Annotated in this window: 18 protein-coding genes; 6 read left to right on the top strand and 12 right to left on the bottom strand. The window is 50.2% G+C overall.

Annotation, left to right across the window (positions count from 1 at the left end; translation table 11 throughout):
• Positions 1-15: 15 nt before the first annotated feature.
• Positions 16-1,236, top strand: a complete 1,221-nt coding sequence (locus EKK48_13695; GenBank protein RTL41414.1) for an argininosuccinate synthase — start codon at positions 16-18, stop codon at positions 1,234-1,236.
• Positions 1,199-2,560 carry an argininosuccinate lyase gene (gene argH, locus EKK48_13690; protein ID RTL41413.1) on the top strand — a complete coding sequence of 454 codons (1,362 nt, stop codon included), beginning with the start codon at positions 1,199-1,201 and terminating at the stop codon, positions 2,558-2,560. The genes EKK48_13695 and argH overlap by 38 nt, the downstream gene beginning before the upstream one ends.
• A 5-nt stretch (positions 2,561-2,565) precedes the next feature.
• On the opposite strand, the gene EKK48_13685 is transcribed toward argH, so the two are convergent.
• From EKK48_13685 to EKK48_13670, 4 genes are all read right to left on the bottom strand, one after another.
• Positions 2,566-4,938 (bottom strand): serine/threonine-protein kinase, encoded by a 2,373-nt coding sequence (locus EKK48_13685; GenBank protein ID RTL41412.1) that lies wholly within the window; start codon positions 4,936-4,938, stop codon positions 2,566-2,568.
• 107 nt (positions 4,939-5,045) lie between these two features.
• Positions 5,046-5,579: a hypothetical protein gene (locus EKK48_13680; GenBank protein ID RTL41411.1), complete on the bottom strand. Its 534-nt coding sequence runs from the start codon at positions 5,577-5,579 to the stop codon at positions 5,046-5,048.
• A 131-nt stretch (positions 5,580-5,710) separates the two neighbouring features.
• Positions 5,711-8,278, bottom strand: coding sequence for a polynucleotide kinase-phosphatase (locus EKK48_13675; protein ID RTL41410.1), 2,568 nt, complete (start codon positions 8,276-8,278; stop codon positions 5,711-5,713).
• Positions 8,275-9,678: a 3' terminal RNA ribose 2'-O-methyltransferase Hen1 gene (locus EKK48_13670; protein RTL41409.1), complete on the bottom strand. Its 1,404-nt coding sequence runs from the start codon at positions 9,676-9,678 to the stop codon at positions 8,275-8,277. Before EKK48_13670 ends, EKK48_13675 begins: the two co-directional genes overlap by 4 nt.
• A gap of 247 nt (positions 9,679-9,925) precedes the next feature.
• Between EKK48_13670 and EKK48_13665 the strand changes: the two genes are divergently transcribed.
• Positions 9,926-10,687, top strand: coding sequence for a hypothetical protein (locus EKK48_13665; GenBank protein ID RTL41408.1), 762 nt, complete (start codon positions 9,926-9,928; stop codon positions 10,685-10,687).
• A gap of 235 nt (positions 10,688-10,922) precedes the next feature.
• The gene (locus tag EKK48_13660) at positions 10,923-13,667 is read left to right on the top strand and encodes a hypothetical protein (GenBank protein ID RTL41407.1); all 2,745 of its coding nucleotides are present in this window, start codon (positions 10,923-10,925) and stop codon (positions 13,665-13,667) included.
• Positions 13,668-14,061: 394 nt separating this feature from the next.
• Here EKK48_13660 and EKK48_13655 read toward each other — a convergent pair whose 3' ends face one another.
• From EKK48_13655 to EKK48_13645, 3 genes are all read right to left on the bottom strand, one after another.
• Positions 14,062-14,496 (bottom strand): hypothetical protein, encoded by a 435-nt coding sequence (locus EKK48_13655; protein RTL41406.1) that lies wholly within the window; start codon positions 14,494-14,496, stop codon positions 14,062-14,064.
• Positions 14,497-14,980: 484 nt separating this feature from the next.
• Positions 14,981-15,457, bottom strand: coding sequence for a hypothetical protein (locus EKK48_13650; protein RTL41405.1), 477 nt, complete (start codon positions 15,455-15,457; stop codon positions 14,981-14,983).
• Between the two features lie 136 nt (positions 15,458-15,593).
• Positions 15,594-16,547: a glycosidase gene (locus tag EKK48_13645; protein ID RTL41404.1), complete on the bottom strand. Its 954-nt coding sequence runs from the start codon at positions 16,545-16,547 to the stop codon at positions 15,594-15,596.
• A gap of 238 nt (positions 16,548-16,785) precedes the next feature.
• Here EKK48_13645 and EKK48_13640 point away from each other — a divergent pair, with 238 nt between their 5' ends.
• The gene (locus tag EKK48_13640; protein ID RTL41403.1) at positions 16,786-17,508 is read left to right on the top strand and encodes a phytanoyl-CoA dioxygenase; all 723 of its coding nucleotides are present in this window, start codon (positions 16,786-16,788) and stop codon (positions 17,506-17,508) included.
• Positions 17,509-17,537: 29 nt separating this feature from the next.
• Here the strand turns inward: EKK48_13640 and clpA are convergent, their stop codons facing one another.
• From clpA to EKK48_13625, 3 genes are all read right to left on the bottom strand, one after another.
• Complete coding sequence (gene clpA, locus EKK48_13635) at positions 17,538-19,901, bottom strand: ATP-dependent Clp protease ATP-binding subunit ClpA (protein RTL41402.1); 2,364 nt, start codon at positions 19,899-19,901, stop codon at positions 17,538-17,540.
• A gap of 52 nt (positions 19,902-19,953) precedes the next feature.
• Positions 19,954-20,196 carry an ATP-dependent Clp protease adaptor ClpS gene (locus EKK48_13630; protein RTL41550.1) on the bottom strand — a complete coding sequence of 81 codons (243 nt, stop codon included), beginning with the start codon at positions 20,194-20,196 and terminating at the stop codon, positions 19,954-19,956.
• 203 nt (positions 20,197-20,399) lie between these two features.
• A complete protein-coding gene (locus EKK48_13625; protein ID RTL41401.1) occupies positions 20,400-21,257 on the bottom strand; it encodes a gamma-glutamyl-gamma-aminobutyrate hydrolase family protein in 858 nt (285 codons plus the stop codon).
• Positions 21,258-21,440: 183 nt separating this feature from the next.
• Between EKK48_13625 and EKK48_13620 the strand changes: the two genes are divergently transcribed.
• A complete protein-coding gene (locus EKK48_13620) occupies positions 21,441-21,947 on the top strand; it encodes a hypothetical protein (GenBank protein ID RTL41400.1) in 507 nt (168 codons plus the stop codon).
• 530 nt (positions 21,948-22,477) lie between these two features.
• Here EKK48_13620 and EKK48_13615 read toward each other — a convergent pair.
• Both EKK48_13615 and EKK48_13610 read right to left on the bottom strand, forming a co-directional pair.
• Positions 22,478-24,316 carry a hypothetical protein gene (locus EKK48_13615; GenBank protein RTL41399.1) on the bottom strand — a complete coding sequence of 613 codons (1,839 nt, stop codon included), beginning with the start codon at positions 24,314-24,316 and terminating at the stop codon, positions 22,478-22,480.
• A 330-nt stretch (positions 24,317-24,646) separates the two neighbouring features.
• Complete coding sequence (locus tag EKK48_13610; protein ID RTL41398.1) at positions 24,647-24,838, bottom strand: hypothetical protein; 192 nt, start codon at positions 24,836-24,838, stop codon at positions 24,647-24,649.
• Positions 24,839-24,857: the final 19 nt, after the last annotated feature.

Here is a 24,857-nt window from a genome sequence, read left to right as displayed (position 1 = left end):
CAAGGGGATTTGAAAATGAAGAAAATTCTGCTGGCTTACAGCGGCGGACTCGATACATCGTGCATCTTGACCTGGCTCAAAGAGAAGTATAACGTGCCGATTGTTGCTTATTGCGCTAACGTCGGACAGACCGATGACCTGAGCGGCGTCGAAGAAAAAGCACTGAAAACCGGCGCCGACAAATGTATTGTTGAAGACCTGCGCGCTGATTTCGTCGAGAATTATGTGTTCAATTCCATCAAAGCGAATGGCGTTTATGAAAGCACCTATTTGATGGGAACCAGCCTTGCTCGACCATGCATTGCTGAGGGGATGGTCACCGCTGCGTTGAAAGAAGGTTGTGATGCCATCGCCCATGGTGCAACAGGAAAAGGCAACGACCAGGTGCGTTTCGAGCTGGCTATCAAAGCCCTGGCGCCACACATCGAAGTTATAGCTCCATGGAGAACATGGACATTCAACGGTCGAAACGATTTGATCGATTATGCTAAAAAGCACGGCATTCCTGTTCCTGTTTCAAAAGAAAAGCCATATTCGATGGACTCGAATATGATGCACATCAGCTATGAAGGCGGCATTCTCGAAGACCCTGCTGCTGCGCCGCCAGATGATCTGTGCCAGTGGACAACTAACCCTGAGCAGGCTCCGGACAAACCAGAGTATGTGACGATCGAATTCAGCAACGGTGTGCCCGTCGCAGTCAATGGCAAGCAGCTGAAGCCTGTTGAATTGCTTGAAGCCGTGAACGAACTCGGTGCTAAACATGGTGTCGGACGTGTGGATCTGGTTGAAAACCGCTACATCGGCATCAAGTCACGCGGCGTTTACGAAACCCCAGGTGCGACCATCCTCATGCAGGCACACCAGGCGATAGAATCTTTGACGCTTGACCGTGAAGTATCACATATGAAAGAGAGCCTGGGCGTCAAATTCGCTGAGCTGACTTATAACGGTTATTGGTTTGCACCTGAGCATGTGCTCTTGCGTAAGTTCATCGATGAAACCCAGGCAACAGTCTCTGGCTGGGCGAAATTGAAATTGTACAAAGGACATTCAGGTGTGGTAGCACGCGGCTCCGATTCCTCGCTGTATGACCATAAAATGTCCAGCTTCGAGGAGATGGGAATCTTCAACCAGGCTGATTCTGGCGGATTCATCAACATCAACGGTCTCAGGTTAACGGCATGGAGCAAGCGCAATGAAAGTTTTAAGAAAAGCCTTCAAACAACAACTTAGTGATGTAGTCACCGAGTTCGTTGCATCCGCTAAAGCGGATCAGGCGATTGTTGAAGCTGACATAAACGGCAGCCTCGCGCATGTCGAGATGCTGAAGAAGTCTGGGCTGGTCACTCCAGCCCAGGCCGACAATCTTAAAAAAGGGCTGACTACCCTTAAAGAACGGTATGAGAAGGGCGAGTTTATCCTCGAATCTCAATACGAAGACGTTCATATGAACGTTGAATCGAAACTGGCAGAATTGATTGGCGCCGATGCAAAACTCTTGCATACGGCGCGCAGTCGCAACGACCAGGTTGCACTGGACATGCGCCTCTTCATACTGGACAAGACCGCAGAAATCGAGGAATTGATTGCCGACTTGCAAACCGCGTTGATCGATACAGCTGAAGCTAATATCGATGTGGTTATGCCTGGATACACACATTTGCAGCGGGCTCAACCACTCCTATTTGCTCATGTGATGCATTCTTACGTTGAGATGTTTGGGCGGGATAAGAGTCGGTTTTCTGATTCCACGAAGCGCACCGGTGTGTCGCCGCTTGGTGCCGGCGCGCTGGTTGGTTCGGGGCTTCCCATCATGCCTGAAGTGACTGCGGCAGCGCTGGAACTGCAAAATGTATTTGGCAATTCGGTCGATGCTGTGAGCGACCGAGACTTCATTGCCGAATTCTTGTTTGATGCATCCCTTACTTCAGTGCATCTGTCACAACTGGCAGAAACACTCGTTATCTGGTGCACGAAAGAATTTGGCTTTATTCAATTTCCAGACGATTTAACGACTACCTCCAGTTTGATGCCGCAGAAGAAAAATCCGGATCCAATGGAGCTGGTGCGAGGAAAGACCGGCGCGATTGTTGGGGAACTCGTCAACGTTTTGATCACGCTGAAGGGGCTTCCTGTTGGATACAACCGAGATCTGCAAGAAACTAAGCCGGGTGCGATTCGTGTCGCAGATGAACTGTCTGCTTGTTTGAAAGTAATGACGCTTGCGATTAAGGGCATGCTTGTAGTAGGTGAAAAAACTCACCAGGCTGCTTCTGATCCAGAGTTGTTTGCTACGGACCTCGTGGAGTATCTGGTCGTGAAGGGCGTTGCGTTCAGGGCTGCGCACGATGCGGTTGCTTCGGTGGTGCAGTATGCCAGAGACAACAAGAATGATTTGAAATCTCTACCGATAGCTGACTACAAAAAACATGCCCCAGAATTTGATGAGAGCGTCTACACTGTGTTTAACAGCATCAACTCTGCCAATAGCAAAACTTCAAAAGGTGGAACTGGAAGTGAGCGCGTGCGTGCAGCCTTGAGAGCCGCACGATGCTGAGATCGCTACCAGCCAATTTGTGGTGTTGAGCCATCGTAGTGCATTCTTTTCAACTTTGCAGCGAGCAGAGAGGCTTCAGGTGTGCCCGGCTTAGCTAGCCGAAACAGAACGGCGTATGAATCTGAATTGTATGGATTCATTCTGATAGCTCGCTCCGCGAGCGAGTGCGCTTCAGAGCCGTTGCCTCTAGAAAGTTCGATTGCAGCCCGATTTGCAAATGTATCGGCTGTAACAGTGGGTGCCTTCAGTGCATTTTCAATATCGCGGTCGGCTAATTCGTGATGTCCCAGTTTCTCTTCAGCTAGCGCCTTCCATGATAGAGCTAGTGCGTAATTTGGATTGAGCTTTGCAGCCTGGTCGAAATCGACTAACGCGTTTTTAAGTTGATTTATTCTGAAGTAAGATACACCTCGCTGCACGATACCTGGCACGTAGTTGGGTTCCAGCGCAATGGCTGCACTGTACTCTTCGATCGCATTTTCGAACTTACCCCGAAAGCGCTGCAGTTCTCCCCGCATTCGGTGCGCTCGGGCCGGAAAAGTCTCTTCCTTCAACGCCTGGTCAGCTTGCTTATCGGCTTCACTATGGTTGCCGACGCCATCGAGAGCGAATGCGTACAACATACGGTCGTGCCAATCTAACTTTACTGCCGCTTTTGTATCTGCGAGAGCCTTCTCGAATTCAAATCTGTGAAAGTGATACAGCCCTCGATAGGCCAGGGCATAGGCATCATCCGGATTTCTACTGATATTTTCGTCCGAAACCTTAATCGCTTCATCGTGTCGTCCCCACAAATTATAGGCAAACGATAGCTCCTGCATAAGAATTTGGTCGTGTGGTTTAAGCGCCAAGCCTTTGAGCGCGTCCGAAGCCGCTGCACTGTAATTTCCCAGGCTGTTGTGGATGCGTGCAAGTGTGTAATAGTTGAGGTATTTCTTTGGGGCTAGTTGGATGGCGCGTTGAACATCCGCCATTGCTTTGGGAAAGTCATTCAGGAGGAGCAGTTCCTCGGCGCGGCATCTGTATGCGTTTGCAAAACCTGGCTGCATTGTGATAGCTGTTGTGAAGTCTGCAATTGCATTGGGTCGCTGATCTTTGATGTAGCTATAAAATTTCCCCCGCTCCAAGTAAAGATCGGCATTCGGCGCCGCCTCGATCTCGCGGTTCAATTGAGCAAGTGTTTTACCGTTGTAGTCCGTTTGTTCTGACTCTGGAGCGCTGCTCTCTTTATCATCATCATCTGGAGTTGATTCGATGAAATGTATAAGTCCCGCGAAACACGCTGCAAGTGCCAGTGTTCCTATGATGGAATATTTGAGCCACTTCTTACCTCTGTCGTGCCTGCCACTACCTGTAGTGCTTGTAACAGGCTTGTTTGATTCAAAGCGCTCAAGATCTGCTTTCAAAGCATCCATAGATTCGTAACGCATTTGCGGATCCTTTTCCAAGCAACGAAATATCACTTGTTCTAGCTGCTTCGTTTTATACGCATCTGAACCTTGAATCACTAATGGTTCTGGTTGTTCAGTCACGTGCTTGTACAGCGTGTCCAGAGGATTCTCACCGATAAATGGTGGGCGCCCGACCAGTGTTTCGTACATCAAGCATCCCATCGAGTAGATGTCGGATCTAAAGTCCAATTGTCTGCCCCGATACTGTTCGGGGCTCATGTAAAGCGGGCTTCCGAAAACTTCGCCGGTTACTGTCGCGCTCAATGATTCGCCGGATTGCGGATCTGGATGTACAACCTTCGCTATTCCAAAATCCACAACCTTCACATAGTCAGGATAGTCCTGGTCTTTCACCAACATGATATTGCTCGGCTTCAAATCGCGATGAACAATACCTCTTCTGTGCGCGTGCGCCAAAGCATCTGCGATTTGCACGAATATCTTGATGGCACGGGCTGTAGGTAAATGGTTCTCTTCACTGAGCAATTCAGCCAGACTTCTTCCGTCCGCAAAATCCATGACGATAAATAAGTGACCATCGTCTGTAGTGCCGCAATCGCTAAGATGCACGATGTGTGCGTGATCCAACGCACTGATTGCTTTCGCTTCCACTTCGAATCGTTTTAATGATTGCGGTCGTAGTTTGTGTTCAGGCAACAAGACCTTAATCGCACTGACTTTTCCTGTAACTCGGTGTCTCGCTTTGTATACCGCGCTCATCCCACCTACACCCAGTGGTTCGACTATTTCCCAACGATCCTCAATGCTTTCGATAATCAGTTGAGGTGGCTCTGATTGCCATGAGTTGGCCGCTTCGCTCTCTGAGTCGCGAGATGATGTTGTGTCGGTGGGCGCGGTCGAGTCGTCGCGGCTGACCAGGTCAGGTTGCTCAAACTTGTCCTTATGCTGCTTCGACTCTTCAGGCACTGTTAATCATCCGACGCCAGTTCCTGTAGTGTACCCCAACAGCGCCTGCGAATATTTTGTCGGGACGCCAATGTCGACTATTTTTTGACGCTGGTTGCGACCAATTTCTAAAATATCTTGAGCATCAGTTGTTTGGTGCCTTCGTATTCAGTGCCTTCATGTTTTGTCGCGGCTTGAATAACCTTTTGCTTGTATTTCAGTTTCAAATTTTTGAATGCTAATGGACCTTTGACCGGTCCACAGCTTGTGCAGTAGAAGCCGCTCAGGACTTTCGGGCGGCGAAATCGCGTGAAAACTTTCAGGCAAGTTGGGCACTCTGCTCTCCAGTCGCCTTCAGGCATTTCGGCGCTGCTTTCACACGACATCGGGTTGCAGCCGAGCTTTGCGCACATATCCTTCCAAACTGAATCGTGTCCATGCTCAACACCAACCAGGGCATGTGCGATCTCATGCAATATTGTGTCGATGACCTTCTCACGAGCATTCATCATCACATAATGCTCGGAGAGTTCTATCCGCTTCAGATTCTGTTTGCAGACACCGAGCTGCCGCTTGTTTTTGTTGAGCTTCACGTCCCAACTGGGCAGACCGTAGTCCTTTAGTAAATCGCGGGCGAGAGTGACTGCGTCGTATTTGTCCATGGCTTCCTGAAATCGTCACTGCATTTTAGATCAGCCGACGACTTTGCACTAGATATAGTGCGTGGATGTCTTGAGCGTATGTGTCTACAGGCGTGTCGTCTATGTCTTTTGAGATAGTGCTCAATTCTGAACTACAAGCGAGGGTCGACCGGCTCGCTTTCCAGCGCAAGTACGCCGAAAACACACTCATGAACCCGGTAGAGTGGTTCGTGACGCACGAATCTTTCGAGAGCCTCTATGCCGAGTGCAAATTCGCGAGCAGCCAGACCGCGCTTGCTGGCTAAACCGCGGCGGCGCAGTCTTTGCAGATGCTCCTCATTCGTGTATTCGGGACCGTAAATGATGCGCAGATATTCTCGTCCACGGCATTTTACAGCAGGCTGTACAAAGCCGCGCGTGCCTCTGGCGATGAAATCGAACGGTTTGATCACCATGCCCTCACCGCCGGCATTTGTCAATTCCGTCCACCATTGTGTGGCGTCTGCGACTGCTTCTTTGTCAGTCAGGTCGACGATCCTGTGTTGTGTGCTGATGATCAAGCCGTTGCTTTGTTCGGCGATTCGGGCAATGTGGTTCATGTGCCATTGATGATTTTGATCGATGTGTACTTTTCCTTCCGACGCCATTATGTGAAATGGTGCCAGTTTGTAGTCGCTCAACCCGTTCACGGTCCAACAGTAGCGTTGGTAAGATTCAGTGTAGAGATTGACAGATGTTTCACGGCTCTTGAACCTTTCCGTCAACCCACTCACGTCAATGCCGCGTTGTTGTGTTTCGTTCAGCGCCTGCAATGCCGATGTAATCGATGTGCGGGCGGCCGCGCCTACCGCTGCGTACTGATCCTTAATGAGTTCTTGCGCCTTGGCTGACCAGGGCATGAGCTCGCAATCCAGGACAAACCAATCGGTGCTGAATTCTTCCCACAGATTTGCTTTTGTTATCGCTGTCGTGATTTCAGCAATTAACTCAGTCTCGAGTTGCGGTTTATCGAAGAATCTCCGCCCTGTGCGGGTGTAACAAATTCCAGAGCCCTCAGATTTGATACCAAATCGTTTCTCGATGGCGTTGGTGTCTTTTCCCACTACAACGGCAGCGCGAGAACCCATATGTTTCTCCTCGCAGACGACTTTTGCTATGCCTTGCTCAAGGTAGTAGTTGAATGCTTCGGTCGGATGTTCAAGCATTCCCGGCTGCTTGCTTGTCTCGCTCGGAGACATTGTCGGAGGCAGGTAGACGAGCCATTTAGGATTGACAGCGAAGCGACTCATTACCTCCAGAGCCGCAATAGCGTTCTCTTCGCGAATCATCACTGAGCGTCCAAAGCGCGTTTGAACAACACGCTTGCCGATTACGTCATTCAAATCCAGAACATCGTTCTCTGCTGTATGTTTCTCGACCGGCGGACTATCCTCCGATTCCGGAAGAAATGGCTTGACCGACTCGTAGTAGATTTTCTTTGCCGGCACTGAAACAAGTTCGCGCTCTGGATAGCGTAGTGCCGTGAGCTTGCCACCAAATACGCAACCAGTATCTATGCAGATGGTGCGATTGATCCACTCCGGTTCTACAACGGGCGTGTGTCCGTACACGACCATTGCGTTGCCACGATAGTCACTGGCCCAGTTGTAGCGCACTGGCAGTCCATATTCGTCGGTTTCGCCAGTGGTTTCGCCAAATAGCGCGAAGTCACGCACTTTGGCTGAACCCCTGCCCTGGAATTTCTCTTTCATACCGGCGTGGGCGACAACCAGTTTGCCGTCATCGAGCACGTAATGGCTTATCAGTTTGTCTACCCACTCAACAATCTGATTTTTAAACTCAGGCGTTTCGCGCTCAAGTTGCTCAAGCGATTCCGCCAGTCCATGAGTGATACGTACGTCGGCGCCTTTCAATTTCCGCATCAGTTTGACGTCGTGATTGCCTGGAACGCAAATGGCGATGTTTGCTTCCATCATGCTCATCACCAGTCTCAGTACGTCTGGCGTGTTCGGACCTCTGTCAACGAGGTCGCCGACGAAGCAGGCTTTGCGTTGATGCGGAGCGCTGACTGAGAATCCGAACGGCGCCGTCTCCGTGCGCGTTACGGAGTATCCCAAATTACTTACGAGTTCGAGCAATTCATCGAAACATCCGTGCACGTCACCGATAATATCGAATGGACCATGCTCATGCTTCAGGTTGTTCCAGAGCGGCTGACGTTCGATCGTCGCTGCCTCGATCTTTTCTTCTGAGTCGAGAATATAGATATATCTAAATCCTTCTCTCTTCAGTTGTTTAATTGCCTTGCGGAGCTGCTGCCTCTGGCGTGGAATCACATGTGGACCAAAGTTTCGGTCCGGGCGAGCTTCATTGCGTGAGTTGCAGATTTGCTCAGGCAGGTCCAACACTATCGCTGCACTGAGACAGTGGTGCTCTTTCGCGAGGTTGAGGAGCGGTTTGCGCGCGTCGTCCTGAACATTAGTTGCATCGATAACCGTAAGTAGACCAGCATCAAGCCGTTTACCTGCAATGTAGTACAAAACGTCGAAAGCATCATTTGTCGCAGCTTGATTGTTTTCGTCGTCGGAAACAAGGGCGCGGCAGAAGTCGGAGGAGATCACTTCGGTTGGCTTGAAATGTTTGCGTGCAAAGGTAGACTTGCCTGATCCGGAGACACCGATCAGCGCTACAACACACAGTTCTGGAAGGATAATTTTCATGTCGTGAATACACCCATTTGTGTAGGTGCGCCGAGAGCAGGGTCTTCGTCGCCGACAGGCAGGAACTGAACTTTATAACCGTATGTGGTGGCGATTCGATGCGACCAATCTTGAAATTCATTGCGTGTCCATTCGAATCGATGGTCTCTGTGCCGCAATTTCCCTGCCGGCAGGTTCTCAAAAGTGGCGTTGTATTCCACGTTCGGAGTTGTGACCACGACGAGTTTTGGTCTGGCAAACTTGAAGACCACCTTTTCCAGGGCTGATAGTCGAGGCTCATCCAGATGTTCAATGACTTCAATCAGTGTGGCTGCGTCGTACCCGGCGATTCTCGCATCTCGATATGTGAGTGAGCCCTGCATGAGTTTGATTCTGGCTCGCTTCATTTCGGGCAGTCGATCTAGATACAATCTCTGATGTGCGATTTCCAGCGCTCGGTGCGAAACATCCATTCCCACAATTTCTGAGAATTCCTTTTCTTCAAGCAACGCCTTCAACAGCTTGCCTCCGCCGCATCCGAGATCAACCACGCGGTGCGCGTTGTTTTGTTTGAGCACCGACACTACTGTGCCTATGCGTCTCTCGTTTAGACTGATTTTTCTTTCCAGTGACTCTTCTTCGGCTTCTTTCTTCTCAGCGACGGCATCAGGATCTTCGTTGGATTCATCCGCTGCGAGCCTTTCGTTGATCTGACGGACCAGGCTGTGTCGATGTTTTAAATACTTATTGGAGATATCTTGTTTCTTGGGGTGGTTGTTCAACCAGCCCTCGCCGTGCCGCAGCAGTTTTTCCACTTCGGCGTCACCGACGTAGTAGTGTTTGTCGTTATCCAGGACCGGTAGCAACACATATAAATGCGTGAGAAGCTCGCGCAGCTTGCAGTTTTTCGTCAGAGTCAGTGCGTAATATTTGCTCTTTCCCCATTCTCCAAATTTGCTATCAAGCTCGGGTTGGGTGACCGTGACCTCGTAACCGAGGGGCTCGAACAAACCGCGCAAATAATCTTCGCCTGCGCGGCAGGGAATTACTGAAACTGATGCCACCAGAGGCAGTGCTGCGTCCGCCAGCTCCGGCTTCTCTTTGCTTTTGCCTGACAGAGCTGAACGAAAAACCTGAGCGATGGCGACGCTGACAAAAGATGACGCGACGTATGGTCTGTCGTTCACATATTGATCCAGACCTCCCCCTTCTGCGGAGCCTTCCGCTTTTCCGCGCACAAGTGCGACCGGATCGACGTCGAGCAGCATCGCCACCGTGCATCTTTCGTTGTTGGCTTCGGGGTAGAAAACATGCACCTGACCAAATGAAAGTTCGAACGACTGCACCTGGCTGGGGTTCTTGTGAAGCAAAAATCCCAGGTCTGTAGCAGGTTGATGTGTAGTCGAGATCGTGAGGAGCATATCTTTTGAATATTGCAGGGATTGGTTATTATCCTGTATTTCAGTTGTATATACGATCGTTGATTACGAATATTTGATGAATTGGCTTGTTCACTTGATTTGGCGCAAACGCACAACCGGTGAGTGGATGGAAAATTCGATTGCAAAAACTTAAGTACATCTGTAAACGCCAAGCAGGTATTCTAAATTCGGGACTGTCAAGAGCCCGTTGTATATCTTTCAGGCATCATCAACCGCGTGGGTGGGAATGAGAAGAACTAACTTAGTGCATTTGCCAAACAATCGTAGAAATCACTCGGATGCAGCGATCGATCCAGGCGAGTTGGATGGTTACAACAACTTCGAGCATCAGGCGCCGAGTTCGACTTTTGATCTCGCTCGACAAATATTGGGCAACTACAAAGTTCGTGTGCAAAACGTCAGGTTGGAATTTCTGCAGGACATAACACGCGAATCTCTCAATTTCCTTGCCGGGCAGAAGCTTCTTGAGCGGCAGAGAATGAACATGGACGAGGTCATCGCTTCGTCGATGCGCTCAGTGGTCGATGAAGTTTTCACCACGCTCGAACCATATATTTCTGAGTTCAATCGCGCCGTCGCATGTACCGAACTATCAGTCTCTTGCACTAATCCTGCACTGGTGAAAGAGGTGCTCAGTTTCGATAGCCTGCGTCGACCATTGCACAGCGTTTCGTCTTACCGAGCCAGAATTTCTACCTGCCGCTTCAGCATGGTAGTGCGTGGACAGTACAACAAAGTCGATTTCTTTTTGATTCCGGTTGAGCGAGTCATGGCGCTCACCAACATCGAGTCGCAGCACAAGCCGCTGATGACGTTCACTGGTGAAGACAACGGCGTCGGGCTGGTTGACTGGCAAGTAGAAGGAAAACCTCTGACTTCGGATCGGCTTGAGCGCTACTGCTTGCACTGTTTCGATTATCTGATCGAGCAAACCCGCGATGAAATCGCCGCAGCTAAAGCGCAGTATTATCTGGCTGGTGCTGTTTAAGCTAACCTGTTTTCAGGGAAAACCCTATCGCCTCTTTTCTGCCGTTTGCATAAACTGGTGGCGCTTACTGTTTTGTAAGCGCTTTTACTAATAGGCTTCGAATTCAGTACTACATTCGGTGCGCCGTTTGGCGCGCTGTTCTAGCAACTCATGTCACGCATTCCGTGCCTGGGCGGTGGATAACTGCTCTGGCGCGGGGAGGTGATGTTGGGCTGTTGTTATGGAGAAAATTACTATGGTTAATTTGGATTTCAACCGAGCCCGACCACATCCTGGTCCAGGTGTTGAGGAACCGCCGCTGGAGAACTGGGCCGAAGAGTTGCATCAGAAACCGCAACACCGAAAAATCTGGGAAGCTCCGATTGGCTCTGCTGTGATGATGACTGGCGTGGTGCTGCCAGCACTGTTTCTAGCGCTGTTTGCAATCTTCTGTCATGAGCGAATCAGCATGTTGCTGATTAAGCATCCCATTGAAACGCTGGTGGAAGTCACTCTGGCCCTCGCCATTCCCATCGCGAATTTCTCTATTTGGTCTTCCATCTGTCGCAAAGACGTGCGGTTTGCGATGCGGCGTAGTCTCTGCAATGGAATCTCTATAGGGGCATCTTTTTTGTTTGTAGCCGTTTCAGTTGCTGCAATCTGTATGGGGCGCGTTAATATCTATTTCTTGCATGAGATCCATTCTTTCGCTGAAGGATTTGCGGTCATCGCTTGCACGTTTTTTCTTTCAATGTTGTCCTCGCTTTACCTGGCATATCAGTTGCGAGCCTTGCGCGAGTTCAAAAGCGCCAGGCTTCGCACCACGCTTTATTCTGCTGTGGGAGTCGTCATGGCACTGCTTAGTTTTGTCGGGGCTGAGGCGAAGTCTGTGTATATGCGTGTCGCGCAACACATGGCTTATGCCGGCAACACGCATCAAGAACAGCTTGATGGATTGAAAATGTTGCGTTGGTTGAACGCTGAGCAGGATATGCGTCTTGAATGCGCAGATGCACGCACAGTCGGGCTACCCGGTTTGTTCATTCCAATCAATACGCAAGCAGAACAACAACTTTATTTTGCTGCTTTTGGGAAACCGTTCCGAGACGATCGTTCAACTGACCTTTCAGGTTTTTCAAACGATTACCTCAGGCGCCATGTTGTTGGTGCAATGATACCGGAGCTTTCTCTGGTGCGATCAGGTATGGATGGAGCGGTCAATGCCGATGCACTTTCCTCGACGTTGAATTGGACCTTTGTTTTCAAAAACACAGCTTACGATGACAAGGAAGCGCGCGCCGAGTTTTCATTACCTTCAGGCGCTGTGATTTCTAATGTCACAGTCTGGAAAGATGGACAGCCTGTAGATGCCACTTTTGCGCCGAGCGGAAAGGCACCGCGTGCCGACAGTTTCACCGCTGTTGGTCACGATACTCCTGCTGTTGTCTCGGACCTTGGACGAGGACGCACGCTTTTGCACTGTTATCCGGTCAAAGGACAGGATGAGCTCAAGGTGCGCATGACTATGGTTTTGCCTCTCAAGTTGGACAAAGCCGACGAAGCCACGCTTGCTTTGCCTCGCTTTATTGATACCAATTTTGCGGTCAATGGCGAGCATCAAGTCAGATTGCGATCTTCAGATCGCCTGTCGTTGAAGCTTGGTGGATTGAAAGAGAGTCTTTCGCCGACCGGTGAACGAATTCTCGTCGGTAGTATGAAAAACGAAGAACTGTCCGGACCTGGAGTATCTGTGACAGCAGCTCGCAAGCCGACGCTCGGAGCAATTGCCGTGGCAGTACCCAACAAACCCGGTCGCTATTTTATCGAGTCAATACAGGCTAAGCCGGTGAAGGTTCCCAACCATTTGATTGTTGTTTTGGACGGTTCGCAAAATGTTAAAAGCGATCTGGCTGCAATCAAGGCTGGTTTGTCGAAACTGCCTTCTTCGATGACTAGTTCGCTTATTGTTGCAAGTGATGTTTCTCCCAAATTGCAGGAGCTGCAGCCACTTTCGTCTGGATTGCCTAAACTGACCGTAAGTGATTTCGATGGCGGTCAGGATAACTTGCAGGCGGTTGTAAAAGCAGCTGGCACTGCAGGTGAAACCAGGGACGGTGCGATTTTGTGGATTCACGGACCGCAGCCGACTCTGAATCGCGAACTGTATGTGATGGCACCATATATTCAAACGCCTGCCTTCTATGAGCTGGCCTTGGATAATGGAGTAACAGACGGAATCGATTTTTTCAAGAATCACCGCGAAATCGGACCCTTTGTTCCGGTTCCTCGCAATGGATCAATTGAAAACGATCTGGCTCGCTTTGTCTCTCGGTGGCAACCAGGCGGCGTAGAGTACATAGTCAAACTCTACGAGCAGGGCGCATTCCCGAAAACTGGAAGCGCAGCGGTCGGTACGCCGCAGGAAGCAGCAGAACTCGGTGCTCTGCTTGCCAAGGAACAATCACAAGCGTTTATAGCTCGCGGAAATTATCATGCGGCTACAGCTGTTGCTGTTCGCAATCGGCTAGTGACTCCGGTAAGCTCCGCCGTTGTGCTGATGAGGAAAGTCAGTGATGAAGGATACGTTCAGCAAGGCTCGGGCACTGTTGCCTCCTCAAACACTTCATCTGATGAGGAAGCAAACAAACCCGCCGAACCTGCATTGGCTGGAGTGACAAATGGTTCTGTCTCCTCCGCGTCGGAAGCGCTGGAAGGGGTGAACACCTCGGGAACAGTGCGTGTAAACAATCTCGCAAATCTGGAAGCGCTTCTGAACATACTCGCTAACTCGTTTGAGATTGTAGGTTTCGTATACGGAATGTCTCTGACCGTGCAGGCATTGCTGTTCCGCACCACCTACTCAGCTTATTTCGGCATGAAAGGTGCTTCGGTACCGGTTATGGTGATTACTGGTTTACTGGTGACTGCAGCCGGACTCGCCTGCCCTGGAGTATTTAATTGGTTTGTGGCTTCAGCAAGAGATGCGAATCTGTTTTCCTGAAGAGGCAATCACTTTTAATGGAGAATTATCCTCCATTCTGTAACTCCAAAGCAGGACCTGCAAAAGTCGAAAGCGCTTCCTTACGGGAGCGCTTTTGCTGAAGGAGTTTCGGTCTAACTTATCTCGCTGATAGCTTGTCGCCGTCGCAAGGCGTCCCAATAGCGTGGCTGGAATTGCTCCGTATTTACCAAGTCTTTTGCCAAGCGTGTCCGGCAAATCGTTCGCCTGGGGTTTTGTTGAACTCAAGGTGTAATAACCAAGAATAACACCAGGCTCCTCGCGGCAACTTAGCACAAATGTTAGAAAGAGGTCTGGAGCATCTTTACGAGCCTGCTTCCTCAAAAAATCATCGAGTTCGATGAGGATGGACTGGTCGGATAATTTTCGTTATGTTTCATTCGTTGGCCTTTGCCACAATAGCGGGACTGAGTGCCGCAGGGAATATTCTTTGAACGGATTGTGCGTCTTTCCGAATCTCTGTTTTGCTCACGAAATCAGTTATCCCAAATTCAGTCTTTCTTACTGCGGCGAGTCTCACAGCGCCTTGATCGATCAGCTTGCTACCCTCATAGACGCGCACCCAAGCATAATATTTTGGCCAAGCTATACCAGTTTGAGTTGGTCCGTTTCGAAGCAGTTCATATTCCACGTTCACATTTTTCTGTAATTTCGACCCGAAGTAGGAATTCAAATCTCGAACTAAAAAAGTTCTGAAATCCTGAGCATCAGGCACATTTGCTTCGATGTGACCACATGCAGTTATAGACTGACCAACAAGGATCAAACAAGAAGCTGCTGAAAGTAGATTGTGCTTGCGGTTTTTTTCCATGTGTTCTTACTCAACGTCCTATAAGCTGATTCATGTTTCGTTCTTCACCACAATCTCGGCCCGTAGACCTGGATCCAAACCAAAGTCGTGCAAAAGGTGACCCACAAAATAACAAAACCAGTTAAAAGCATGGGGAAGAAGATCAGTGAATAACCAACTTTTGCCGGTAGAGATTGACTCTTCCAGTTTGTGGCTAATTTTTGAAAAAAGGTCTGTATTTTAGAATCTTCTGGAATGGGCATTCTTGTGTCCGAGTGTCTGATACCTTTGATTGTGATTCAGGGAGCGAAAACTGAAATTGCCAGTGCACACCACTGTCCACTTCCTGAATCTTTATGGTTCGGTCAAGTCAATACAGCCTCCAGAAGCTAGATGAATTGGTTGGTTTGATTCGTTTGTGCAAGAAGGAGAGGCACCAGTACGACGCTCCTGCTCACATCCCAGGCCGTTTGAAAATTAGGTCACCAAATTCGCCTTGCTCGTTTTACTTTTGACCGTCCCTTGGATTCGTTTTGCTATTCATTAGCAATCGCAACTCCTCGATCTTTTCTGGATAATTAGGATTGAGGAGTTCGGGACTAAGGTGAATGCTCATCAATAGCCCCATCATTCCGTTAGTTCGGCCCGAAAATAAGTGTAGGCTATAGTCTGCATCAAATTTAGTGTAAAGTCGTTCATGATGATTTATAGCAGTAAGAATGTTTTTGGAAAGCCACACTTTTGCTTCCTTAAACGACTTGTCACCTTCGCTGAGCTTTCGAGTTGGTTCTTTTGAGTTTATTGGTTGCAATATAATTTCCTTGCAACTGGAAATCAAAGCGGGTCCAAAGAAAACCTCATTATTCTCGCTAACTCTGGCTTGAGCACTCGTTTCAGGGAAAACTGAGAAATTATGGAAGAAACATAGAAGCCCAGAGAATAGAATGGTTTTTACAAGACGGGTGGTTTTGGTGTTAAGCATTGGTCCTCCAAGTTGGCTGGCCATGGCATTGGTTGAATGCTAGGATACCTTACCTCCCACCCGGGTGGGATTGCCACGGGGCGTGGCATTGCGCATCCGTTCATAAACGAGTCGGACAATATCGTTGAAAGACGATCTATTTCTTGAGTTCGCACTGCACAACGCCGGTGCTTGTGTCGCCGCCACCGTAATACAAGTTCAGCTTGCTGCCTTCTTGTGTCAGACCTTCAACGAAAACCACGTTGGGCACTTGCCCTTCGATTTCCCACTTCTTTTCCGGTACAAAGAATGGTTCGTCTGATCGTCGCAGCACTCTGGTCGGATCTTTCCTATCGAACAAAACCCAGCCGGTGCGATAGACCAATTTGTCGTCAGCGCCGTTGTAGATAAGCAGAATGCCTTCATCCGTTAATAGCGGTGCCGGACCGGGCTCGACCACCTTGGAGTCGAACATGCCGGGGCGCTTTGGCAATACCGGTTTTTTCGTGGCGTCTTGCCAGTGTTTCAGATCGGTTGATGAGGCCAGTCCCATTTGGTCGGCACCGTCTGCGGTGCCAAGGTAATACATCCAATATTTGCCGTTAACTCTGGTCGTAAGTATGGCACCAGACTTCGTCCACTTTGTATTCCACGTGCCTTTATTTGCAGGCATGATAATTCCGACCCGGTCCCACTTCTTCAGGTCTTTAGAGGTGGCGAGGCACAATTGCGCATCCGTTTTGTTGTAGCCTGTATATGTCAGGTAGTAGGTGCCGTCGATTTTGACAAGGCGAGGGTCTTCGATGCCTCCATCCTTTTCATATGCGGTTTCGGGTGAAAGAACTGGTTTGGCGCTGCGGGTGAAGTGAATGCCGTCGGTGCTTTCTGCGTAGCCTATTTGTGACGTGCCGGCTTTGTTTTGGCCTCGATAGAGAAGCACCGTTTTCTTGCCGACCTTAACGGCAGCAGGGTTATAGGCAGCCATGTCGTCGAAGAACTTGGGGCGCGGGGTGAGAACCGGTTCATCAGACAGGCGCTTTACGTCGGTCAGAGGTGCTGATTGAACCGTCGCCGCGGCCAGCAAAACGTTTGCCAATTTAAAAAGGTACATACTTGAGTTCACCCGTTCTGGAATGTCGGCAGTTTAGCAGCATGCTCTGGTCGTAAAAAGGTCGCGCCAGGAGCGCGTTTTGGAGACTGCCGATATTTGATTTTGTTCAGACATCGGAAACGTTCACGGGCGCCTCTAGCGACAATTGTGAATTTGAGCGGAATAACCATGACTTTTTCGCGAATGTGTGTAGAATTACTCTCCATGTTCGATATATGCCTAGCACTGGCGGGGAATCATGTCACAAGAATGCCTCATAGATATGACTAAGACTTTCACTGACGAAGGTTATTCATTGAGAAAAGGCGTTCTTAACGCCTCACAGGTCGATCAGATTCTCGCTGCCATCGAGCATGCGAAAGTCAGTGCAACTGTGCGGAAGCGCGGAGCCGGCGTGTTTGCCATGCGGCACCTGCTTAAGGAAGTTCCCGAAGTTTGCCAGATCGCCGAGTCCGCCACCATCCTCAATATGGTCAAAGAAATTCTCGGACCAACCGCCTTTCCGGTTCGAGCTGTATTGCTGGATAATGACCCGGATGCTGCCTGGTATCTGAACTGGCATCAAGATTTGCATATCGGCGTCAAGAAGCGTGTGGATGCACCTGGCTTCTCAGCCTGGTCGGTAAAGAATGGCATTTTACATGTGCAACCGCCCGTCGAATATCTTTCGCGTATGCTGACGGTGCGCATACATTTGGATGACTGCCAGCCTCAAGATGGCGCTTTGGAAGTGATTCCAAGTTCGCACTATACTGGCGTTCTTTCGAAGAAGAGAATTGACGATATGGACGCCAAAGGGTCCTATCAGGTATGTGCTGCGCGCAGCGGCGATGTTCTTTTGATGCGTCCGCTGCTTGTGCATCGGTCATCCACAGCACGGGACGAAGGGCACCGACGCATCGTGCACATCGAATACACGTCGCGGATGCTTCCCGACGGTCTGGAATGGGCAATCGCCTAGTTGAAGTCAGCCGCCTAAATGAAGTGGGGTCACTCTGCGACTTTTGCAGTCTGGTCGCCGGTTTCTTTGACCACCACTTCCTGGTCGTCTGGGTCGGATGATTTGACTTCCAGCACGATTTCGCCGTCTTTTTCGTTGACGATGACACTGCCGCCTTTTTGCAATTTGCCGAAAAGCAATTCTTCTGCCAGCGGTTCGCGAATCTTCTGTTGGATGATTCTCGACATCGGTCTTGCGCCATAGAGTTTGTCGAATCCCTTGACCGCGAACCACTGTTTTGCAGCATCGGTCAGCTTAAGGTCTACGTTTTTATCGACCAGCTGTATGCGCACTTCATCGGCGAACTTGTCGACTACTCGCAGAATTTCTGCCCGACCGAGTTGGTGGAACACTACCGAAGCGTCGAGGCGATTGCGGAATTCGGGACTGAAGGTGCGCTCCAGTGCGCTTTTGCCTTTGCCTGTGGGATCTGCCACTTTAGCCGAGGGCTTGAACAACTCCTGTTCCAGACTTGGCGAGAGGGCGAATCCGATGTCGCCTGCACTCATCTCTCGGGCGCCGGCGTTTGTCGTCATGATCAGAATGATGTTGCGGAAATCAGCTTTCTTCCCGTTGTTGTCGGTCAGGGTGGCGTGATCCATAACCTGCAGCAAGATGTTGAACAGATCTGGATGTGCTTTCTCGATTTCGTCAAGCACCAGCACCGCATGTGGTGTTTTGGCGACGGCATCTGTGAGCAATCCACCCTGGTCGAATCCGACGTAGCCGGGAGGTGCACCAATCAAGCGTGAGACAGTGTGCTTCTCCATATATTCGCTCATGTCGAAACGCAAGAAGCTGATGCCGAGAACCTTGGCTAGCTGCTTGGCCAGCTCGGTTTTTCCAACTCCGGTCGGACCAGAAAACAGGAATGAACCAATTGGCTTGCCAGGGTTGCTCAGACCTGAACGAGACAATTTGATCGCTCGCACCATCTGCTCGACCGCGTGGTCCTGCCCGAACAGAACTGACTTGAGCTCTGCTTCCATGTTCTGCAGGCGTTCTTTGTCCGAGCCCGAGACTGACTTGGGCGGAATCTTCGCCATGCGCGCTACAACCAGCTCCACATCGTGCGTGGTCACTTCTCTGGAAGGGCGCTCCGATTCCGGCATCAGTTTGACAGCGGCACCGACTTCGTCGATGACGTCAATGGCTTTGTCCGGGAGGAACTTGTCGTTGATATGCTTGGCTGCTAGCTCAGCCGATGCGGTGATCGCTTCATCGCTGTATGTGACGCCGTGATGCTGTTCGTAATAGCTTTTCAAGCCCTGAAGAATCTTGATCGTTTCTTCGGTTGTCGGCTCCCCAATATCGATTTTCTGGAATCTGCGGGCGAGCGCCTTGTCTCGTTCGAATGCTGACTTGTATTCAGGATATGTGGTCGAGCCGATGCAGCGTAACTCGCCGCTGGCAAGCGCCGGTTTGAGGATATTGGAGGCGTCCATTGACCCGCCTGACACGGCTCCTGCGCCGACAATCGTGTGAATTTCGTCGATAAATAGAATCACGCCCGGGCGTTTTTGCAATTCACGAATCACGGCTTTCATGCGCTGTTCGAACTGTCCACGAAACTTGGTTCCGGCAATCAGCGCGCCCATGTCGAGGGCGAAGACTTCTGCTCCCTTGAGAGCTTCCGGTACTTCACCTTTGAAGATCTTCAAAGCCAGACCTTCGGCGATAGCTGTTTTGCCTACGCCTGGATCGCCCACGTAGATGGGGTTGTTCTTGCGGCGGCGGCATAGAACCTGAATTGTGCGTTGAATTTCGGCATCGCGACCGATCAGTGTATCTATCTTATTGTCTTTAGCGCGCTCAATCAGATTGACAGTGAATTCCGCGAGCGGATCTTTGACTGAGCGTCGGTCGTCGTCTTCATCGAAACCACCGGCATTCGCTCCTTCTTCGTCTTCGTCACGTCCGCCAACTTTCGAGATGCCGTGCGAGATGTAGTTGAGCACGTCCAGTCTGGTTATGCCTTGTTTCTCGAGAAGATATACGGCGTGAGAACGGCGCTCCTGAAACATTGCCGCCAGCACGTTGCCACCATCTATGGTGTTTTGGGCCGAAGATTCAGCCTGCATAGCAGCGCGGGAGAGCACGCGTTCGAACGCCGCGCTCGGTTCGGGGTTCTGTCTGAATGAGTCGCCCATGCGCTCCATGCTTTCTCTCAAGAACTGATCCAGCTCTTTTCGCAACTCGTCGATGTTTCCGCCGCAATTGCGTATCACCTGGCTGGACGTCTTCTCACTGAGCAGCGCGAAAAGCAAGTGCTCCAGTGTCAGGTATTCGTGTCTGCGAGCTACCGCTTCCTGCAAAGCCAGATTGAGCGTGTCTTGTAATTCCTTTGTGATCATATTTTCTTCTTCTTTTATGCTTCGCGCTTGTCTTATTCTGTTCTACCCGGCACTATTCTTCTTCAACGGTGCAAAGAAGTGGAAATCCTTGCGATTGAGCCATTTCAATCACTTTGTTGCACTTTGCTTCTGCTATCTCATGCGTGTATACCCCGGCAATGCCGATTCCAGCATTGTGAACGGCCATCATGATTTTGAAAGCATCTGGAAAACTTTTATGAAAAACCGATTGCAGAATGAGCACAACGAATTCCTGGGTTGTGAAGTCGTCGTTGTGCAGAAGCACTTTGTACATCGGTGGCTTATCGACCTTCTGCTTGCGCTCGGTGATAACGCCTTCTTCGTTTTCGTGGTCTTCCTTTGACCAGTTCGGCACTTCCGCGATCCCTCACAGTGTCAGTTTCGAGCCATCAGACTCCTAGTTTTGTCTATAACATATTATCCGGCCGAATTACGGGAAAAACCCCTCGTACCTACATAATTCAGAATCTTCGCAACTTAGTGCGTGCTGCCGTCCTGAGCCAGTTTTTCCCGGTTTTTGTGGCGCTCGCTAGCGTATTTGATCAACTCGGCGAAGAGCGCTTTGTTAGCCTCATAATCTCGCTCGGGGTGGAACTGTACACCGACTACGAACTTTGAGCCTGTCTTTTCTATTGCTTCAGGTAAACCGTCGGCTGAACGACCAACGATTTTGAATCCGGCAGCTACCTTGTCGACGCACTGGTGGTGCGATGTTGGTACCGATAGCGGTGCCTTGTAGATTCTCCCCAGTTTGCTGTCAGCTTCGAACGTGACTGTGTGCTTGTTAAAGCCCTTCTTCCAACCGTCGCGGCTGGCGTGCATCACTGTTGACTCGGGATGATGTGTGGGAATGTCCTGCGTCAGTGAGCCACCCGGCTGAATGTTCAAGACCTGGCAGCCCGCGCAGATGCCTAAAATCGGCAAGTCCGGTGTCGCCAGCGCAGTTTTAGTCAGTTCGACATCGAAGTCGGAGCGCTCTTTCTCCATGATGCTGGTTTTTTCTTCCGTCTCTTTTTTGTACAGGGAAGGCGGATAGTCGGCACCACCAATCATCATGATGCCGTCCAGCTTCGGAACAATTTCCCGCAAGTCAGCACCCGCTATGGGTGGAATCAAAACCGGAATGCCGCCCGCTTTCTTGATTGCTTCGTAGTAGAGAACTGAAATCTTGCTTTCTCTGTGCTCTGCACCTTCAAGGTCCAGGTTTATGCCGATAATGGGTTTCTGAGCCGGTTCTGTTTGGGCCTGGACGGATGAAGCGATAGCAGCGAGAGCGAAAAATGCGGCTGCGGTAAGCGAACTTATCCTTTGTAGCCGTTTCGTTCTGTGCGCCATAAGTCGACCTCCCGATGTTGTCGCCTACAGCTTACAATAAGTGTTCGAATTAAGACTTTTTCAATAGTCTTCAAGAGGCTCTCCTGGTGTGCAAAACCAAGCGGCGATGGGGCTGGACGACTGTAAGCGGCGTTTTAATTGGCTGTTTTTGGGCATCCTATTAATAACTTCAAGGTTGTAACTATGAAAATCCAAGTTCTGCTCACTACTGTTATTCTGGCTGGCGTTTTGTCGGGGTCTTTACCTTCCGTTGCGGCCAAGCAATTGAAGGCGGGAGTGGCTGTCAGCAGGGTTGGTAAGAACGGCAAGAAGCCAACCAAAGCTCAGTTGATGGCTAATCCAACTTTCAAGGAAGCGATTGGATACTTTCAGAAGAAGAACTACGCCGACGCCTTGAAAGACTTTCAGATTCTTGACAGTACTGGATTCTGCAGCGATACGGTGCACTATTACATTGCTCAGTGCTATCAAAATACAAATCAGACGGTTGCCGCTGAGCAGCACTACGGCTGGGTTTTAGAGAGATCGAAAGACGCAACGTTGCGTCGATACGCAGAATATGCCAATCAATGTCTGGCCTACTACAGCGGGCACCGTACTTACTCTGGTCAGGGTAATAACTTTGATCGCGGCAGTCGGGGCGGCTTCAACGGTGGAGGCGGCGGTGGCGGCAGGGTCAGCTTTGGTTGAGGGGGCTAAGTGCCCCAAGACGGCAGGTTGCCGTCTCCGACTAGAAAACCAGAATAAAACCAGAATAAAGCTGGAAGCTGCACTGAGAAGAGCTTGATTGTCAGCCAAAAAGCAAAAAATGACGTCACCGCAAATGGTGCCATCAGATTCTTGCCCGATTATGGAATCGATTTATCCGAAATGAGATGAGCTAGTCAGCGCCTTCGCAGACAATTTCTTGCTCTTCATCTTGGTTCAATCTATCGTCATTGTTCATTAGTTGGTGACCTCCGCAACTCTGTCCCAATAGTAAAGGAAAGCTGTATTTCTGTATCGAGTACAAATTCCAATAAAGGGCGAAACCCAGACGAGCGCTATCAATCCGGGTTTGCAAAGAGCTTTACAAGGTTGAGAAATATTGCTAAATTTCACACTCCGCAAAATGGACTGCACGAGATCGCATTTTTCCGGCCGCAGTTTATGCGCAGTGTGATGTGGGCGCGCTAAAGCCGAAAGTTAGCCCCTGGTCAGCTTCTCCGGCTCTAGGTTGCTTATGCAGCTGTAACTTTTCGTATGCTCTTCATCAGGGGGAGAATCGCCTCGCGTGATGCATTATCGCTAACCGCAAGCAGGAGTCCTTGCCCGAAATCGGCGAGCAGTAAGTATCCGCTGAAAGTTCTCGAGACGAACTGTCTTAGTTTTGTGTGACCGATCACTCGGATCAACTCGTGGCTGTTCATGTAGGTCAGAAGTGCCCAGGCTGACAAAGCGTCTTGATCCGCATGAGCCGGTAGAGTGTTCATGACGATCATGCCGTCATAGCCAAGGACAATACAGCCGGCAACACCTTGTAGGCTCTCAATTGGTGAGAGGCACTCTTGCAGTGCTATCGCCTCTTCGTCAGACAGGATGCGTGCATGTGAAAGGTTCGCGCTGTTGCTGGAAAGGTTGCCGATGGCTGCTTCTGACTGCTCGTCGAGCAAGAATTTGCCGAGTCCTCTTATTTGTCCGCTTGACTCGCTGGTATTGTCATTAGTGGCAAGCCTGGCCGCCCTGGCTTTGCGCAAATCGATTTCGCTGATTTGAGGATAGGGCCCCGACGAGAATCCAAGCGGGTCTTCCTTTGTATCGCTCGCTTCGGCAAAGATCTGACTGACGTGTGCAATTATGTCGTCAACTGGTATCAATCCGGACGGCTTTAAGACTTCATGCGGAACTGGAGCAGAGCTTGCTTTGTCGACATTGTCAGCTACAGGTTGGATTGGTGGTTCAGTCTGCCGGCTCGGTGAATCCTGTTCCCGTTGCGGTGTAGGCTGAGGTGCTTGTGGTTCAATCTTCATCTGCTTTACCTGTGCTGCCAGATCCATGTGCCATTCCGGCTCGGGCAGCTGTGCCTCAAGTTCTACTTGCCATACGGGTACAGGTACTTGTGTCTCCGGCTCCATCTGCCATATCGATTCCATCTGGCCCGAGGTACCTGGAACAGGGACGGACCATTGCTCAGGAGGATGATTTTGAGCCGATTGCAGATGATCCCCGCGCGGAAATTCGGGCATAGTCGCAACCGGCTCATCATCGCCGAGCCAGGCTCGGTTATCTGTTCCGCCAGCGTTGTTCTGGCGGTGTTCCTCTCTGGGCTGTTGTTGTTGTTCTTCTTGTTCTTGTTGTTGTTGTTGGTTAAGTCTGTTTCGCAGGATAGTGTTGAATGGCGGAGGCGTGCTCAGAGGCTTGAACTCCGGCAGCTGTTCCGGTGATGTTTCGACAGCACCTGGGGCTATAACGGGCCAATTTGAGGAGCTGAAAAGTTGATCCATCGATTCTGAAATTGAGGGCGTAGGAGCTGGATTCGTCTCAAGCACTGCACTTGTCTCCGTTGAAAGCGTGGCCGGACCAGTTGCAGTCGTTGGAGCCGGCGTCGGTTCCAGCATTCGTCTTTTAATAGCTACGGCCAGGCTGACGGCATCATGTGAAGTGACAGGCGCAACTTCAGCAATCACTTTGTTTCGCAGCGCGTCCATGGCTTTGCTGCTGCGATGCTCCGCTGCTGCCTTGTGTTTGCGCAAGACGGCTAATTCATCTGCGTGTGTAATATTGGGCTCTGATATTTTCGTCTTGTTTCGGACGAATTTTTTGACTTTCGAAAACCATGACTTTGACTCTGTTTTGGTTATAGCTGAAAGAATCTCTCTCAGTAAGTTTTCTGCGTCTGGTGGTTTCAGTTGTTCCGGTAAGTCTAAATTCTCTGATTCTTCAAGGAGTCGTCGCAGGTTTTCGCAAAGCGTTGCTGCTGCTTCGTTTCCGGCAAGGAAACCTTGCAGCTCGTATGTCTCTCGCTCCGAGAGTTCTTCGTCAAATTGTTTTTGAATAAGCAAAATATATCTCGCGTTCATTCACCACCCTCCTGGTGTCTGCACGGCAAGCCAAGTACGTCACGGCCAAGCAGTGAACGCAAGTGCTCAAGCAGGCAATTTCTTTGCCTTCGGTTCCTTTAGTATCCCGCCAGGGGCACGTCGCGCCAACGACGTTTGCGATCGTAGAAGATCAAGAATGCGCCCCATGTTTATCCTTTCACGCTAGCGCGCCGGATGTCAAGCGAAGCTGTTTCTCCGAAACTATGCCACATTCAGGGTTTCGGTATTATTAACAAAAATCAACCTGGAGGCTCGATCAGTGTGGATTTTAGGGTCCGCACCATATCTAATACCACTTTCGCTTTTGTTTCAGGTATGAGAAACAGCTCTCGAGCGTCTGGCTAACTCGTTTTGAGTGGCTTGCAATTCGTTTGCGAGGTCTTCTGGAATCTCGACTCCATGAATCGTGGCCGCGGACAAGCCATTTTCTAATTCGCGCTTTCGTTGCATCAATTCTTCGGTGCTTGCTGAAGACAATTGTTGTTCGAGCTGTTCAGTCATGATTATTGCTGTCCTCATC

The organism is Candidatus Melainabacteria bacterium (assembly GCA_003963305.1).
Taxonomy (GTDB): Bacteria; Cyanobacteriota; Vampirovibrionia; order Obscuribacterales; family Obscuribacteraceae; genus PALSA-1081.
Note: the sequence above shows the minus strand (reverse complement) of the source record. Positions and strands in the feature narration are given on the sequence as shown.

Coding starts and splice junctions, on each gene's coding strand:
- EKK48_13695 (RTL41414.1), top strand. CDS start 16: ATGAAGAAAATTCTGCTGGCTTACAGCGGCGGACTCGATACATCGTGC.
- argH (RTL41413.1), top strand. CDS start 1,199: ATGAAAGTTTTAAGAAAAGCCTTCAAACAACAACTTAGTGATGTAGTC.
- EKK48_13680 (RTL41411.1), bottom strand. CDS start 5,579: ATGGACAAATACGACGCAGTCACTCTCGCCCGCGATTTACTAAAGGAC.
- EKK48_13675 (RTL41410.1), bottom strand. CDS start 8,278: ATGAAAATTATCCTTCCAGAACTGTGTGTTGTAGCGCTGATCGGTGTC.
- EKK48_13670 (RTL41409.1), bottom strand. CDS start 9,678: ATGCTCCTCACGATCTCGACTACACATCAACCTGCTACAGACCTGGGA.
- EKK48_13665 (RTL41408.1), top strand. CDS start 9,926: ATGAGAAGAACTAACTTAGTGCATTTGCCAAACAATCGTAGAAATCAC.
- EKK48_13660 (RTL41407.1), top strand. CDS start 10,923: ATGGTTAATTTGGATTTCAACCGAGCCCGACCACATCCTGGTCCAGGT.
- EKK48_13655 (RTL41406.1), bottom strand. CDS start 14,496: ATGGAAAAAAACCGCAAGCACAATCTACTTTCAGCAGCTTCTTGTTTG.
- EKK48_13650 (RTL41405.1), bottom strand. CDS start 15,457: ATGCTTAACACCAAAACCACCCGTCTTGTAAAAACCATTCTATTCTCT.
- EKK48_13645 (RTL41404.1), bottom strand. CDS start 16,547: ATGTACCTTTTTAAATTGGCAAACGTTTTGCTGGCCGCGGCGACGGTT.
- EKK48_13640 (RTL41403.1), top strand. CDS start 16,786: ATGTCACAAGAATGCCTCATAGATATGACTAAGACTTTCACTGACGAA.
- clpA (RTL41402.1), bottom strand. CDS start 19,901: ATGATCACAAAGGAATTACAAGACACGCTCAATCTGGCTTTGCAGGAA.
- EKK48_13630 (RTL41550.1), bottom strand. CDS start 20,196: ATGTACAAAGTGCTTCTGCACAACGACGACTTCACAACCCAGGAATTC.
- EKK48_13625 (RTL41401.1), bottom strand. CDS start 21,257: ATGGCGCACAGAACGAAACGGCTACAAAGGATAAGTTCGCTTACCGCA.
- EKK48_13620 (RTL41400.1), top strand. CDS start 21,441: ATGAAAATCCAAGTTCTGCTCACTACTGTTATTCTGGCTGGCGTTTTG.
- EKK48_13615 (RTL41399.1), bottom strand. CDS start 24,316: ATGAACGCGAGATATATTTTGCTTATTCAAAAACAATTTGACGAAGAA.
- EKK48_13610 (RTL41398.1), bottom strand. CDS start 24,838: ATGACTGAACAGCTCGAACAACAATTGTCTTCAGCAAGCACCGAAGAA.